This is a genomic window from Agrobacterium sp. YIC 4121, assembly GCF_002008205.1.
Lineage (GTDB): Bacteria > Pseudomonadota > Alphaproteobacteria > Rhizobiales > Rhizobiaceae > Agrobacterium > Agrobacterium leguminum.
The window spans coordinates 108,054-123,337 of sequence record NZ_MRDI01000001.1; the positions used below are offsets into that span (position 1 = coordinate 108,054).

The following is a 15,284-nucleotide window of genomic DNA, read 5'->3' on the forward strand; positions in this document are numbered from 1 at the left end:
TTCTGTCCCCGCATATCGGCGCGGCAGGAAGAGCCATTATGGCAGGGGGTAATCCGCAATGGGGTCCGTGATGAAAATGGCTTCTTTTTCCATGAATGTCGTCTGCGCCGCACTTTTCGCAACGGCGCTGCCGGCGCCATCGCAGGCGCAGCAACCGGCCCCGCAATATAACGTCGTCACCGATGCGGTCCTGTTCGATGGCGGCCCCTCGCTCGGCAATAGCGACAGGGTGCGGTGGGATTTCTACAAGGCGGACCGTTCCGGCGGGCTTACCGACGACAATGCCGGCGGCTCCTATGACGCCACCTTCGAGGCGAAACTGCCGGCGGGCAAATATGTCGGGGTGGCGGCGCTGGGCAATGTGACCCGCGAAGTGGCGTTCGAGGTGAAGGACGGAAGCATCGCGAGGCCGAAGGTGAATTTCGACGCTGGGGAATTGACCGTCGTGCCGAAACGCAGCGCCGGCGGCGATGTGGAAACGCAGGCGAAGACGGAAATCACCAAGGACGATTTCAAGGACAGCGTCTATGGCCAGAATACCGTCTTCGTGCCGGCCGGAGACGTCGTCCTCACCGGCAGCATCGGCCCGGCGCGGGCTGAGGAGACGCTTGCCATCAAGGCGGGCGAGAAGATCAGCCACGAGCTGGTCATTCCAAGCGGCGTGGTGATCGCCAAGGCCGTTTATGCGGAAGGCGGCCGGGCGGTGGAAACGGACGATATCCGCTTCGAAGCGATGTCGGCCAGGGAAACGCTGGACGGCACGCGTGAGACCATCAACGGCATTTACGGCACCGGCAAGATCATGGAAATGCCCGCTGGTGACTTCGTCATGCGCGCGCGTCTGGGCAAGGTGACGGTGGAACAACCATTTACCGTGACTGCCGGAAAACGAACCGAAATCACCCTCGATCTCGATGCGGGCGTTCTCGCCATCAAGGCGCCCGGTGCAGAACGGATCGATATCGTTGAAACCACAAGGGATCTTCAGGGCACGCAGAAGGAGATTTCCGGCCGTTACGGCACGCAGCATCAGGAAACCCTGCATCCCGGGGAATATTCGGTGAAGGTGAGCTACGACAAGAAATCCGGCCGCGAGCCGAAGGAGATCAAGGCGACGGTCAAGGCCGCCGAGAGAACCGAGACGGATGTGCCGGAGTAGGCCTCGGCCTCCGGCCGGCCAGAGGCTCCGGACGTTCGCCGATTTTCACGCCTGCGAAACCTGATGCCGCGATACGGTCGCACAGTCTTATCCACTGACAGCCTCGACAAGCAGGCCTGATCTCGCCTGCGGCGAAAGCCAGACGCATCTTCGCAAGAAAGTCGGGCGTCGCCTGCAACCGCTTGCCGGCAGTCAGTGCCTCGCCCAAAAGCGCCGACACCGAAAGGCGGGCTGTCTCATCCCGCTGCACCACGCCTTCGTTGAAACAGTGGGCATGGCTTTCACACAACAGACCCTCGCAAATATCGTCCGGGCCATCCACCAGCTCGATGTCCTCCTCGCCGGCGTTCAGGCGGGCGGCGACACGGTCGTAATTTTCGACGAAGCCGGATGTATATCCCTTGCCCACATAGGTGAGCATACAGAGAAGATGGTGGGGCCGCAGGCGGACGGTCACGGGCCCGCCCTATCCAACGATGGCGAAGGCGTCGCGCACCGAGCCGGACGAGGTGCGGATCGCCTTGCGGCCAATCCATTGCACATGTCCGTCGAGGATACGCACCGCCTCTTCGGCGCGGCCGCCGCGCAGCGCATCGATGATCGCGCGGTGATCGGTATCGGTGCGGCGCTCCCAGCCGGCGCGCCAGGCGGAAAAGAGGAAGCGGGCGCTCGCCGCATGCAACCCGTCGATCGCCTCCATCAGGCGCGGCATGTTGCAGGGCGCGGTGATGAGACGATGGAAGCGGCGGTTGGCCTCCTCCCAATGCTGCACATCGACGGCGCTGTCGCCTTCGAGCGTTGCCGCCTCCGCCTGGTCGAGAATGGCGGGCGTCATGTTGGGAATGGCGTGGCGCAGCGCCAGAACTTCAAGGGCGGCGCGCATTTCCGCCACCTCGCGCACATCGTCAAGGCCGAAATCCGCCACCCGGACACCCCGGCGCGGAATGCTGGCGGCAAGCCCCTGCGCTTCCAGCCGGCGGAATGCCTCGCGCACCGGCACATGCGACGCGCCGAATTCGGCGGCGATGTGATCCTGCCGCAACCTTTCACCCGGCGACAGCTCACCGCGAACGATGCGGTCGGCGAGCGTGCGGCTGATGCGCGCGGCAATGGTGTCTTCGGGCGTGTTTTTCACTGTCTTGGGCATAACATCCCATAACGCATATGGCGCGACCGTGTGTAGCGGTTTTTGCGCGAAAGAGGAACGCCAAACCAAATATTCGAGGCGGCACAGTCGCTTACACAGGTCGACCGAGCTATGAGCCTGATGGGACCGACCTTTGCGGGTGAGCCGGTTGAGCTTGGCGCGGACATGGTCTAAAAGCCCGGCATCATTTTCTTCCAGCCAAATCCGATACAGGGAGCGCCCATGAGCGGCTTCGACCTCATTATTTTCGACTGTGACGGCGTTCTGGTCGATTCCGAAATCATCGCGGCGCAGGTGGAATCCCGCCTCTTGACCGAAGCGGGATATCCGATCTCCGTCGAGGAAATGGGCGAACGTTTCGCCGGCATGACCTGGAAGAACATTCTTCTGCAGGTGGAAAGCGAAGCCAGCATTCCGCTCTCCGCCTCGCTGCTCGACAAATCGGAAAAGCTGCTCGACATGCGGCTGGAACGCGACGTGAAGATCATCGAGGGCGTGAAATTCGCCCTGTCGCGCCTGACCACGCCGCGTTGCATCTGCTCGAACTCATCAAGCCACCGCCTCGACATGATGCTGACGAAGGTGGGCCTGAAGCCCTATTTCGCGCCGCATATCTATTCCGCCAAGGACCTTGGAGCCGACCGCGTGAAGCCGAAGCCCGACATCTTCCTGCATGGCGCGGCGCAATTCGGCGTTTCCCCCGACCGCGTGGTCGTGGTCGAGGATTCCGTGCACGGCATCCATGGCGCAAGAGCCGCCGGCATGCGCGTCATCGGCTTCACCGGCGCATCCCACACCTATCCGAGCCACGCCGACCGGCTGACGGATGCGGGCGCCGAAACGGTGATCTCGCGCATGCAGGACCTGCCGGCCGTGATTGCGGCGATGGCGGAGTGGGAAGGCGCTTTTTGAGGAGGTAGCTGTGGTGGCATCCCAGACGCAAAAGGAATTCGTACCCGGCCAAGGCTATACCGAAGCGGATTGGGATGCTGTCGACTTTCCCGAAATGACAGATGAAGAGCTGGCAAATGCGCGTCCCGCGAGGGACGTTTTGTCGCCAGCTTTTTTTGAGGCTGTGGAGGAGTATCGAAACTCCCGTAGCCGCCCGTCAGCGGAGAAGGCGACGACTGTGGGAAAACCCTCCGGTTAAAACGCATGGAAAATCGTAGACCTCCCCTCCGTCATGCCGGACTTGATCCGGCATCCAGTCACGGCGCGTCTGCGCCGTGAGAAGAGTCTTTTGCGATCAATGACTTGATCGCGCTGGACCCCGGATCAAGCCCGGGGTGACGGAATTCGGACCTTTGCGCGCAATCAGAACCGGAGCCCGCAAAAGCAGCCCCCGGTTTTTAAATCCAGCCCGTCAAATCACCGGCGCTTGGTCTTGGCCTTTGCGCCCTGCTCGGCGAAGCCGATGAAGACGCTGACCGACTTCGGTGCGCCGCCCGGTCCGTTGGGGATGGCGACGTGGTCGTTGTTGAAGATGAACTGCGTGCCGGCCCCGCCTGCCGGAACATCGACGGCAAAGGCGGTGGTTTCGCCGTATATCTCGCCGTCGCCGTCCTTCACCGTCACGCGGATCGGCACGGTCACGCGGCCGGGCTTGGCCATCGGGCCGGGAACGAGGCGGCCCTGGGCCAGCACGTTTACTGTCAGCGTCGATTCATTGGCGGTGCACGAACGCGTCGTATCGGACAGCGAGACCTGATAGGCGAGTTTCTGCGGATCGTCCTTGGCGCCACCGGCGTAGACGCGATGAACGGCGTTGGCATCGAGAACCGTCACGGCCGGGCAATTGGCCTGAACCACGGCAGCCGTCGGTGCGGCCTGCGCCGCCGGCGGGTTGACGGCAAGCGAGTCCGACGGGTTGGAGGAATTGCATCCTGCAACAACGACGAGAAGCGACATCGCGGCGGACAAACGCAAGAAATTCCCTGACACTCTTCTAATTCCCTCTCCATTGTCCCGGAACAGAACCGGAGACGCTGTTTATTGACCTTTCACCCAGGTTGGCGATGGTCTATAGCAGCGACGCCGGAAAAAATCGATTGGCATGTTCGGTTTTGCTTGAATTTTCAGAAAAGCCCTTCATTAGCTCGCCAATCGCCTCATTCCGGTGAGACGCTGCGGACAAAGACGCCGATCGCATCGGTAACGGATAAGGGACTATCTCGTGGAATATGTATCGACCAGGGGTGCGGCCCCTTCGCTTGGTTTTTGCGACGCGCTTCTGGCGGGCCTTGGCCGTGACGGCGGGCTTTACGTTCCGCGCAAATGGCCTTCCATGTCGAAGAAGGAAATCCGCAACCTGCGCGGCAAGTCCTATCAGGATGTCGCCTTCGAGGTTCTCTACCGTTTCACCGGCGGCGAGATTCCGGCAGACAAGTTCAAGGCGATGATTGACGACGCCTATGCGACCTTCCGCCATCCTGCCGTCGTGCCGCTGACGCAGACCGGCCCGAACACCTTCGTTCTCGAGCTTTTCCACGGCACCACGCTCGCCTTCAAGGACGTGGCGATGCAGCTTCTCGCCCGCCTGATGGACTATACGCTTTCCGAACGCGGCGAGCGCGCCACCATTGTCGGCGCAACCTCGGGCGATACCGGCGGCGCGGCCATCGACGCCTTTGCCGGGCGCGAGCGCACCGATATCTTCATCCTTTTCCCGAACGGCAAGGTCTCTCCGGTGCAGCAGCGCCAGATGACGACCTCGACCGCTTCCAACGTGCATGCGCTGGCGATCAACGGCAATTTCGACGATTGCCAGACGCTGGTGAAGGAGATGTTCAACGACGTGAAGTTCCGCGATGGCGTGAAGCTTTCCGGCGTCAACTCCATCAACTGGGCGCGCATCATGGCGCAGGTGGTCTATTATTTCACCGCGTCGCTTTCGCTCGGCGGCCCCGACCGGAAGATTTCCTTCACCGTTCCGACCGGCAATTTCGGCGATATCTTCGCCGGTTACGTCGCCAAGAAGATGGGCCTTCCGATCGACAAGCTCGTCATCGCCACCAATGACAACGACATTCTGGCGCGCACGCTGAAGACCGGGCGTTACGAGATGCGCGGCGTCAAGCCGACCACCTCGCCCTCCATGGACATCCAGATTTCATCCAACTTCGAGCGGCTGCTGTTCGAAGCCTATGGCCGTGATTCCGCTGCGGTAAAGGCATCGATGGACGGCCTCAAGCAATCCGGATCCTTTGAAATTCCGCCGCACGCGCTGAAATTCATCAAACGCGATTTCCGCGCCGGCCGCGCCACCGAAAAGCAGGTGGCGGCAACGATCCGCGACACGCTTGAGAAAACCGGCTACCTGATCGACCCGCATACGGCGACCGGCGTTTTCGTGGCGGAAAAGCACGAAAAGGCGTCAAGCCCGATGGTCGTTCTGTCGACCGCTCACCCGGCTAAATTCCCGGCCGCTGTAAAATCCGCTTGCGCAATCGAGCCTGCGCTTCCAGTATGGTTAGCTGACATTATGAACCGGGAGGAGCGTTTCGACATTCTGGATGCGGAGCTCAAAGCCGTGGAAACCTTCATCGGCAAACACGCACGCGCCGGCAAATAGAGACGCGGAAAGACGTTGAGTATGAGAGTAAATGTGACCCGGCTTTCGTCCGGGTTGACCGTTGTGACGGAAAAAATGCCGCATCTCGAAAGCGTCGCTCTTGGGGTGTGGATCAAATCCGGTTCCCGCAACGAGACGACTGCCGAACACGGCATCGCCCATCTTCTCGAACATATGGCTTTCAAGGGCACGGCGCGCCGCACTGCCCGGCAGATCGCCGAAGAAATCGAAAATGTCGGCGGCGAAGTCAACGCCGCGACATCGACGGAAACGACCTCCTACTACGCCCGCGTCCTGAAAGACCACGTTCCCCTCGCCGTCGATATCCTTGCCGACATCCTGACGGAATCGCTGTTCGATGAAGACGAGCTGGAGCGGGAGAAAAACGTCATCCTGCAGGAAATCGGCGCGGCGACCGATACGCCCGACGACGTGATCTTCGACAATTTCTCCGGTGTCGCCTATCGCGACCAGACCATCGGCCGCCCGATCCTCGGCACGCCGGAAACCGTGCAGTCCTTCACGACAGGCCAGATCAGGCATTATCTCGCCCGCAACTACACGACGGACCGCATTTTCGTCGTCGCGGCCGGCGCTGTCGATCACGAAAGCTTCGTGAAGCAGGTGGAAGAGCGTTTCGCCTCGCTGCCGCAGCTGCCCATTGCCACACCGGTTATGGAAAAAGCGATCTATACCGGTGGCGAAATCCGCGAAACCCGCGACCTGATGGATGCGCAGGTGCTCCTCGGCTTCGAGGGCAAGGCCTATCACGCCCGCGATTTCTATTGTTCGCAGATTCTCGCCAATATACTGGGCGGCGGCATGTCCTCCCGCCTGTTCCAGGAAGTGCGCGAATATCGCGGCCTCTGCTATTCCGTCTATGCATTCCACTGGGGCTTTTCCGATACCGGCATCTTCGGCGTGCATGCGGCCACCGGCGGCAACGACCTGCCGGAACTGGTGCCCGTCATTCTGGAGGAACTTCGCAAGTCCTCGCAGACCATCCATCAGGAAGAAATCGATCGCGCCCGGGCGCAGATCCGCGCGCAGCTGCTGATGGGCCAGGAAAGCCCGGCCGCCCGCGCCGGCCAGATGGCCCGCCAGATGATGCTTTACGGCCGGCCCATCCCCAATGAGGAGATGATGGAGCGGCTTGGCGACATCACCCGCGCGCGCCTGACCGATCTTGCGGGACGGCTGTTTTTCGATACAGTTCCGACATTGTCCGCAATTGGCCCGCTCGAACATCTGCCGCCTCTTTCCGACATCACTGCGGCGCTTTCCGCGCAGCAGCCCGCAAGGATAAAGGCGAACGGATAAACCGATATGAGAGCGGGATTTAAAGGCGAAGACCGCTCATCTTTTTCGCCATCCCGCTCGCGGATGGCGATGTCTGCCGCACAGGGATCGTGAATGCTGCGTTTTCTTTCCCGACATAGCGACACGCCCGAACTGCGCAGCGCCAATCACCTTCTCAGACTGCCGCGCTACGGCGATTTCAAGCAATGGCATGTGCTGCGCTCCGAAAGCCGGCAGTTTCTCCAGCCCTGGGAGCCGACCTGGCGGCCGGACGAGCTGACGGAAGGCGCCTTCCGCATGCGCGTGGTGCGCAACGGCCAGGAATTTTCCTCCGGCACCGCCGTTTCCTTCCTGCTGTTCGAGAAAGAAACGCTGCTGGTCGGCGGCATCACCATCGGTTACATCCGCCGGGGTGCGGCGCAAAGCTGCATGATCGGATACTGGATCGGCGAGCGGCACGCCGCCCAAGGCCATATGTCTGCCGCATTAAAATTGGTAATACCATACATCTTTAACGGACTTCAGTTGCACCGTATCGAGGCAGCCTGTATTCCGGAAAACTTCAAAAGCATCCGGCTTCTCGAAAATGCCGGGTTCCAGCGGGAAGGCCTCCTGCGGGAATATCTGAAAATCAATGGCCAATGGCGGGATCATATGATGTTTTCCCTTCTTGCCGACAAGCAAAGCTCCGGCGGAACGAAGTACGATACATGACCTACAATCACACTGCGCCTTGCCTTGCGAAACGTCTGACGGCAATCGCGCTGGCTGCGCCGTTTTTCCTGCTTTTCCTGCTTTTCTCTTCCTATTCCTACGCCTTCGAGCCGGTGAAGATTTCCCGTGACGACACGGCGCTCGACCTGACGGCCACCACGGATATCTATGCCAACCAGGGCGAAGCCTTCCAGGTCTCGACCGCGCCTGGCCCCGACGGCATTCGCCGCCGTATCGAGGTGCGCGCCAGTTCCACCGACCATCAGGGCGACTGGGCGGTTTTCGCACTCGCCAACGTCTCCGAAGAGCAGCTGGAGCGCGTCATCGTCGCGCCGCATTTCCGCCTCGTGAATTCCAAGCTGTTCTGGCCCGATCTCGGCTCGCAGCGCATCATGGCGATTACGCCGAGCGAAGGCTTTGCGCTCGACCGGCAGCCGAGCCCGGATGCCGACGTGTTCCGCATCACCCTCAATCCCGGCTCCGTCATCACCTTCGTCGCCGAGCTTTCCACGCCGCAGCTACCGCAGCTTTATCTGTGGGAGCCGGAGGCCTACAAGGACACGATCAACGCGTTTACGCTCTATCGCGGCATCGTGCTCGGCATTGCCGGCCTGCTCGCCGTGCTTCTGACCATCCTTTTCGTGGTCAAGGGAACCTCCGTTCTGCCGGCCTCGGCCGCGCTCGCATGGGCAGTTCTAGCCTATATCTGCGTCGATTTCGGCTTCCTCGAAAAGCTCATCACCGTCACCTCAAGCGATCAGCGAATATGGAGGGCGGGCGCGGAAGTGGCGCTCGCCTCCAGTTTCGTGGTCTTCCTGTTCACCTATCTCAATCTCAACCGATGGCATGCGCATCTGGGTTATGCGACCTTTGCCTGGGTGGTGGGTCTGGCGCTGCTGTTCGGTGTGGCGATCTACGATCCCTCCGTCGCCTCCGGCATTGCGCGCGTGTCCTTTGCGCTCACGGCAACGGCGGGCATCGCCCTCATCATCTATCTCGGTTTCAACAAATATGACCGGGCGATTTTGCTGGTGCCTTCCTGGGCGTTGATCCTCGTCTGGCTGTTCGGCAGCTGGCTGACGGTCACGGGACAACTGGACAACGACATCGTGCAGCCGGCGCTCGGCGGCGGGCTGGTGCTGATCGTGCTGCTGATCGGCTTTACCGTCATTCAGCACGCCTTTGCCGGCAGCGCCTATCAGCAGGGTCTCTTCTCCGATCTCGAACGCCAGTCGCTGGCCTTAACGGGCAGCGGCGATACGGTCTGGGACTGGGATGTGACACGCGACCGCATCGTCACCACGCCCGATATTTCCAACCGGCTGGGGCTGGAACCCGGCGCCATGCACGGTGCGGCACGCAACTGGTTGCCGCGCCTGCACCCTGATGACCGCGACCGGTTCAAGGCGACGCTCGACGTGCTGCTTGACCATCGCAAAGGCCGCCTCAACCACGAATTCCGCATTCGCGCCGAAGACGGTCATTTCCACTGGCTGCAAATCCGCGCCCGCCCGGTTCTCGGCTCCAACGGCGAAATCATCCGCTGCGTCGGTACCATCACCGACATCACCGAGCAGAAGAACTCCGTCGAGCGGCTGCTTCAGGATGCGATGAACGACAATCTGACCGGGCTTCCGAACCGGCAGGTCTTCCTCGACCGCCTGCAATCGATCCTCAACCTGTCTTCCGACAGCGACGGCGTGCGCCCGACCGTGATGGCCATCGATATCGACCGCTACAAGCTGGTCAACGATACGCTCGGCATTGCCGCCGGTGACAATATCCTCATTGCGCTGACCCGTCGTCTGCGCCGTCTTTTGAAACCGCAGGATACGCTGGCGCGTCTTGGCGGCGATGAGTTCGGCCTGATCCTGACCTCGGAGCGCGATCCGCAGCGTGTGGCCGATTTCGCCGATGCGGTGAACAAGGCGATCATGGTGCCGATCAATTTCGCCAATCGCGAAATCATCCTCACCGCCTCCATCGGCCTCGTTTCGTGGATCGACCAGCAGGAAAGTGCGGCCGGACTCTTGAGCGATGCGGAACTCGCCATGTATCGCGCCAAGCGCGCTGGCGGCAACCGCGTTGAGCCCTTCCGCCCTGCCTTCCGCACGTCGGGCACCGACCGGCTGCAGATGGAAAGCGACCTTCGCCGCGCCATCGAGCGCAAGGAGCTGTCGCTGGCCTACCAGCCGATCGTGAAGCTTGACGATGGCGAGCTGGCCGGTTTCGAAGCGCTGATGCGGTGGGAGCACCCCAAGCGCGGCAATATTCCGCCGAGCGAGTTCATTCCGATTGCGGAGGCCTCCGGCCTGATCGAGCCGCTCGGCATGTTCGCGCTGGAACGGGCGGCGACCGATCTGATGGACTGGCAGCACGCCATCGAGAAGATGCCGATCTTCATTTCCGTCAATATTTCCAGCGCGCAGCTGCTGAACAACGAATTGTACAACGACGTGCGCGGCATGCTGACCCGCACCCGTTGCAATCCGCAGCAGCTGAAGCTGGAACTGACGGAATCCGTCGTTATGGAGAACCCGGAGCAGGCGCGGCTGGTGCTTTCAAAGCTCAAGGAAACGGGCCTCAGCCTCGCCATGGACGATTTCGGCACCGGCTATTCGTCACTCGCCTATCTGACCCGTTTCCCCTTCGACACGATCAAGCTCGACAAGGCGCTGGTGGCCAACACCAGCGACAAGCGCAATGTTCTGCTGCGCTCCGTCATCGCCATGGCGCGGGCGCTCGACATGCAGGTCGTGGCGGAAGGCATCGAAACACCCGAGGATGCAGCGGAACTGGCGCGCATGAACTGCCATTTCGGCCAGAGCTTCCTGTTCGGCACTCCGGTTTCGGGCGATGCGGCGCTGAAGTTGCTGAGAGAGCGTTTCCAGCCGACGAAGCGGGCTTCGTAAGCGGAGTATTGGAACGCGAGGTAGGCTACCTCCGTCATTCCGGCCTTGAGCCGGAATCCAGCCAACGGGCGTCTGCCCGGCGGAAAGACTCCTTTCAGCCCAAGGACTTGGGCTGGCTGGATACCGGCTCAAGGCCGGTATGACGGGAGAAGAAAACCGCGCTTCTCCTGATCAGGACACTCCGCCTGCCGCACATTTACTGCACTACCGCATTCTGCACGGCCATCGGCGACTCATCCGCCGCCACCCTCCCATGCAGCAGGTCATGAATGAATTCCATCTTCACCACCACCGGCGGTGTCAGCACGAAGGGATAGAGGTCAGCCTCCCCCATGCTGCGCTGGATGGAATTGATGGCGACACTGAGCGGAATCCACGCCTTGACCAGCTGCGCGGCGCTGCGGGCTTTGTAAGGATCAAACGTCACCTCGGCCGCCATTTCCTCATGCCCATCAGGATCGATTGCGACGCCGAAGGCGCGCGCCGTCTCCAGCGTATCGACGATATGCAGGTAGTGAGCGAAACATTCGGCGAAATCCTCCCACGGGTGGACCGAGGCATAGGAGCTGATGAAACTCTCCTGCCAGTCGGGAGGCGGCCCCTCTTCGTAATTGCGTTGCAGAGCGGCGCCATAATCCTCGCTGTCGTCGCCGAAGACGGCGCGGCAGGCCTCCAGGCGGTTCTCATCGCGCACCAACTTGTTCCAGATGAAGTGCCCCACCTCGTGGCGGAAATGGCCGAGCATGGTGCGGTACGGCTCGTTCATATTGGCGCGCACCTGCTCGCGGGTGACATCGTCGGCTTCCGCGGCGCGAATGGCGATGAGGCCCTCATCGTGACCGGTCATGGCGGGAATGACGGAACCATCGGGCGCCACCGCATCCACCAGAAAGTCGAAGACGAGGCCACCGGCAGGGTCCGCATCGCGGTTGGGATGCGGCAAGCCAAGCCGCAGGATCGAATAGAACAGATGCCGCTGCGCCTGGCTGATGCGACGCCATTGCGCGATGCCCTGTTCGGTTGCGATATCCGGCACCAGACGGTTGTGGCTGCAGGCAGGGCAAAAGGCGCTGTCGCTTTGCGCCGGCACTGACCAGTTGCAGATATCGTTCACTTCATTGGCACAAAACCGCACCTGTTTTTGCGGGTCCGCGACAATCTGCCAGTTCGGCTCACCCGCGGGCGAAAGTGCCTCCATTGAAAGCCGCTCCGGCACGAAGGCCAGACGATGACCGCAGGAAACGCAGAAACGATTGTCGAAATGGACCGGCTGGCCGCAGGATGCGCAGGAAAAAAGCTTCATCGATGAAACCCTTGCGATGGATCGGGTGGGTGGAGGAAACATACGATGCCAACATGCACCGTAGACGACAGCTGAAAATCATTGACGCTCCTGCGCTCCGGGCTTACCCCCTCTGTCCTGCCGGACATCTCCCCCTCAAGGGGGGAGATCGGCAAGACGCTCTTCCACCACTCCATTCTCAAGTATTGAGATGGGCGAGACCTCGCCTCAGGTCGATCTCCCCCCTTGAGGGGGAGATGTCCGGCAGGACAGAGGGGGGTAAGCCCGGAGCGCATATGAAAGGCGTAACAGGCGACCGCCTTCGGAACATCCCAGACGACAAGAGCGCATGTGCGGTCAACACATGCGCTCCGAAGCGCCGCATCGAAAGAGGCGCGAGGCAGTCAGACGGCATTACATGCGGTCGACGGCGCCCTTGACGGCGTCTTTCGCCTTGCCAACGCTGGTCTGTACCTTGCCCTTGGCTTCCTGGGCAGCACCCTTGGCGCGCAATTCATTATTGCCCGTCGCTTCGCCGACGTTCTTCTTCACCTTGCCAGCAACTTCATTGGCTTTACCGGCGATCTTGTCAGATGTGCTACCCATAATACTACTCCCTTGTTGAGCCGTACTTTCTGTCCGGCTTTCCGGGTGAGTAACGTCAAGGGTCGGGATTTGGTTCCAGCCAAAACCGGCGGAGCATTCAGGGGCTCAGGCGTGCCCGGCATCCGTGGAAAGCATGCGCGCATCGACGCCCATGAGCGCCAGCGCCCGCTCGTATTTATTGTCCAGCCCACGGTCGAAGATCAGCTCTTCCGCAGCGGGGCAATTCAGCCAGCCATTATTGGCGATCTCGTTTTCCAGCTGGCCCGGACCCCAGCCTGCATAACCGAGCATCATGGTGGCCCTTTGCGGACCGCGGCCGTTGGAAATGGCGCGGACGATATCGAGCGTTGCCGTCAACGAAATGTCATCGCTGACCGGAATGCTGGATTCGCTTAAATAATCATCCGAATGCAGCACGAAACCCCGGCCGGATTCCACCGGGCCGCCGCACTGGATCGGGAATTCGCGGGTGCGGTTGGGCAGCATGATGGCGTCGTTGCTGTCCACCAGTTTCAGGTGCAGCAGAATATCCGTAAAGGTGATCTGCTGCGGCCGGTTGATGATGAACCCCATGGCGCCGGCATCCGAATGGGCGCAGATATAGATCACCGAACGGGCAAAATTGCCGTCGTCCAGCCCCGGCATCGCGATGAGGAACTGACCATCGAGAAAGCCACGTTCGCGTTTGTCCATCAGGGTTGAAAAGCTCACCGGCGCCTCCAGCAGACCGCATTCCGTCATTTAACGAAAACGGCGTTCGCACTTCGAGAAAGGACAGGATGCGGCATCGCGCCCGATCAATCAACCGAAAATGATGAACCGCACGAATTCGTAACTGGTCCGCCGGGCGATGTTGGGTTAGACGGAAACCATGAGCGCCAGAATATTCTTTCGATTTTCACATTTTCGTTTTGCAGCGGCATTTGCTGCCCTACTTGGCGGCGCTGAAGCCGCCCAGGCCGAAATTACCGACTGGGCGAGAAGCGAAGGCGGCCAGATGCGCGTGGCGAGCCTTGCCATGGATGCCGACGGCGTGGTGCGCGGCGTGCTGCAGATCGAGCCGAAGGACGGCTGGATCACCTATTGGCGCGAACCGGGCGAAGCGGGCATACCGCCGCAGATCACGCCCGATCCGGCAAGCGGCGTAACGCTCACCACCATGGCCTATCCGGTTCCGAAGCTGATCGAAAACGGCGACATCACCGATATCGGCTACGACCACGCCGTCAGCCTTCCGTTTCAGCTGAAAGCCACGGACCCGGCGGCAAGCGGGAAGATCGATCTCACCGCCTTCATCGGCGTGTGCCAGAACATCTGCATTCCCTTCGAGGCGAAGTTTTCAATCGAGCGCGGCAATGCCGGTGATGACGACCACGAGGAGCGGCGATTGCTGGAGGAGGCGCGCGAAACGCTGCCCGAGGCGGCCTCCGACGATTTCAAGGTGATCGATTTCCACATCACGCCCGACAAGACCATGCTCGGCGTACAATTGCAGCTTCCGGAAAACGCGCCGAAGGAGACCGAAATCTTCATCGCCGGTCCATCGGGCTTTGCCTATTACGAGCCGCAGAACCTGGTGCGCGACAAGCGCAAGCTCTCCTTCTACATGAACATCAAGGGCCTGCCGAAAACCTATCAGGTGCAGGGCAATAGCTGGCCCATCCTGGTCAAATCCGGCGATCGGGCCATGGAAACCATGCTGAACTTCCCGAAACCCTGAGCAGCGTTTCAGCGCTGGAAACCAGCTCGAAAACCGCATGGCAGACTTCATTACCGTGCTCAGGATCCTGTCAGCTTCATTCTCAATCTGACGGGATCCGGACGCCTTGTTTTCGTTTGTCTGCCCGGGAAAACCGGGTTCCACTTTTCCCTGCCAAACTCTATAGTCGCGCGAACCGAACGGCTATAGGAGCACGGACATGACCATCAAGATCGGCGAAAAACTGCCTTCCGCAACTTTCAAGGAAAAGACGGCCGACGGCCCGGTGGAAACCACCACGGACGCGCTTTTCGGCGGCAAGAAGGTGGTTCTCTTCGCCGTCCCCGGCGCTTTCACCCCCACCTGCTCACTGAACCATCTGCCGGGTTATCTCGAAAACCGCGACGCCATTCTTTCCAAGGGCGTTGACGATATCGCCGTCGTCGCCGTCAATGACTGGCACGTGATGGGCGCATGGGCGCAATCCTCCGGCGGTCAGGGCAAAATCCACTTCCTCGCCGACTGGGACGCGGCTTTCACCAAGGCGCTCGGCCTCGATGCCGATCTTTCCGCCGGCGGCCTCGGCGTGCGCTCCAAGCGTTATTCGATGCTGGTGGAAGACGGCGTGGTGAAGTCGCTCAACGTGGAAGAGAACCCCGGCCAGGCGACGGTTTCGGCCGCTGCGGCGATGATCGAGCAGCTTTGAGGGCGAGCCTGGTCCCTCGTTGCATGTAAAGGCTCCTGCTTCCCGTCATGCCGGACTTGTGTGGACGTATTGTGGTTTACTTGATGCATAGGCCGGGATGCGCATCCCGGCCTATGCATCAAGTAAACCACAATACGTCCACACAAGTCCGGGGTGACGGCGCCTTTCGTGATACGATTCTGCTATAGG

General features: G+C 60.9%; 14 protein-coding genes and 1 pseudogene. 9 read left to right on the top strand and 6 right to left on the bottom strand.

Translation table 11 applies throughout. The annotated features are described in order from the left end of the window. Positions 1–58: 58 nt before the first annotated feature. Entirely contained in the window at positions 59–1,159 is a 1,101-nt protein-coding gene (locus tag BTE54_RS00585) for a hypothetical protein (RefSeq protein WP_078051145.1), read from the top strand. On the opposite strand, the gene BTE54_RS00590 is transcribed toward BTE54_RS00585, so the two are convergent. Both BTE54_RS00590 and BTE54_RS00595 read right to left on the bottom strand, forming a co-directional pair. Then, positions 1,119–1,580, bottom strand: a complete 462-nt coding sequence (locus BTE54_RS00590) for a DUF1284 domain-containing protein (protein ID WP_078051146.1) — start codon at positions 1,578–1,580, stop codon at positions 1,119–1,121. The genes BTE54_RS00585 and BTE54_RS00590 overlap by 41 nt on opposite strands. A gap of 45 nt (positions 1,581–1,625) precedes the next feature. After that, positions 1,626–2,306 (bottom strand): GntR family transcriptional regulator, encoded by a 681-nt coding sequence (locus BTE54_RS00595; RefSeq protein ID WP_065654301.1) that lies wholly within the window; start codon positions 2,304–2,306, stop codon positions 1,626–1,628. A 222-nt stretch (positions 2,307–2,528) separates the two neighbouring features. On the opposite strand from BTE54_RS00595, the gene BTE54_RS00600 reads away from it, so the two are divergent. Then, a complete protein-coding gene (locus BTE54_RS00600; RefSeq protein ID WP_003520496.1) occupies positions 2,529–3,218 on the top strand; it encodes an HAD family hydrolase in 690 nt (229 codons plus the stop codon). Between the two features lie 13 nt (positions 3,219–3,231). Continuing rightward, positions 3,232–3,423: pseudogene (locus tag BTE54_RS25475) on the top strand (hypothetical protein); the annotation flags it as partial. Positions 3,424–3,674: 251 nt separating this feature from the next. Here the strand turns inward: BTE54_RS25475 and BTE54_RS00610 are convergent. Continuing rightward, positions 3,675–4,214 carry a hypothetical protein gene (locus tag BTE54_RS00610; protein WP_035236805.1) on the bottom strand — a complete coding sequence of 180 codons (540 nt, stop codon included), beginning with the start codon at positions 4,212–4,214 and terminating at the stop codon, positions 3,675–3,677. Between the two features lie 265 nt (positions 4,215–4,479). Between BTE54_RS00610 and thrC the strand changes: the two genes are divergently transcribed. From thrC to BTE54_RS00630, 4 genes are all read left to right on the top strand, one after another. After that, the gene (gene thrC, locus BTE54_RS00615) at positions 4,480–5,877 is read left to right on the top strand and encodes a threonine synthase (protein ID WP_078051149.1); all 1,398 of its coding nucleotides are present in this window, start codon (positions 4,480–4,482) and stop codon (positions 5,875–5,877) included. A 21-nt stretch (positions 5,878–5,898) separates the two neighbouring features. Continuing rightward, positions 5,899–7,197: a pitrilysin family protein gene (locus tag BTE54_RS00620; protein WP_065654303.1), complete on the top strand. Its 1,299-nt coding sequence runs from the start codon at positions 5,899–5,901 to the stop codon at positions 7,195–7,197. A 93-nt stretch (positions 7,198–7,290) separates the two neighbouring features. Then, positions 7,291–7,890, top strand: a complete 600-nt coding sequence (locus tag BTE54_RS00625; protein ID WP_003509108.1) for a GNAT family protein — start codon at positions 7,291–7,293, stop codon at positions 7,888–7,890. Beyond that, positions 7,887–10,802, top strand: coding sequence for a sensor domain-containing phosphodiesterase (locus tag BTE54_RS00630; protein ID WP_078051150.1), 2,916 nt, complete (start codon positions 7,887–7,889; stop codon positions 10,800–10,802). Before BTE54_RS00625 ends, BTE54_RS00630 begins: the two co-directional genes overlap by 4 nt. Positions 10,803–10,998: 196 nt before the next feature. Here BTE54_RS00630 and BTE54_RS00635 read toward each other — a convergent pair whose 3' ends face one another. The 3 genes from BTE54_RS00635 to BTE54_RS00650 form a co-directional block, all read right to left on the bottom strand. Continuing rightward, positions 10,999–12,105: a putative zinc-binding metallopeptidase gene (locus tag BTE54_RS00635; RefSeq protein ID WP_078051151.1), complete on the bottom strand. Its 1,107-nt coding sequence runs from the start codon at positions 12,103–12,105 to the stop codon at positions 10,999–11,001. A 393-nt stretch (positions 12,106–12,498) separates the two neighbouring features. Further along, positions 12,499–12,690 carry a CsbD family protein gene (locus BTE54_RS00645; protein WP_003521119.1) on the bottom strand — a complete coding sequence of 64 codons (192 nt, stop codon included), beginning with the start codon at positions 12,688–12,690 and terminating at the stop codon, positions 12,499–12,501. 105 nt (positions 12,691–12,795) lie between these two features. After that, positions 12,796–13,401: a YqgE/AlgH family protein gene (locus BTE54_RS00650; RefSeq protein WP_003521117.1), complete on the bottom strand. Its 606-nt coding sequence runs from the start codon at positions 13,399–13,401 to the stop codon at positions 12,796–12,798. A gap of 160 nt (positions 13,402–13,561) precedes the next feature. Between BTE54_RS00650 and BTE54_RS00655 the strand changes: the two genes are divergently transcribed. Beyond that, positions 13,562–14,410, top strand: a complete 849-nt coding sequence (locus BTE54_RS00655; protein WP_078051153.1) for a protein-disulfide reductase DsbD domain-containing protein — start codon at positions 13,562–13,564, stop codon at positions 14,408–14,410. A 199-nt stretch (positions 14,411–14,609) separates the two neighbouring features. Beyond that, positions 14,610–15,095: a peroxiredoxin gene (locus tag BTE54_RS00660; protein WP_078051154.1), complete on the top strand. Its 486-nt coding sequence runs from the start codon at positions 14,610–14,612 to the stop codon at positions 15,093–15,095. Positions 15,096–15,284 lie beyond the last annotated feature (189 nt).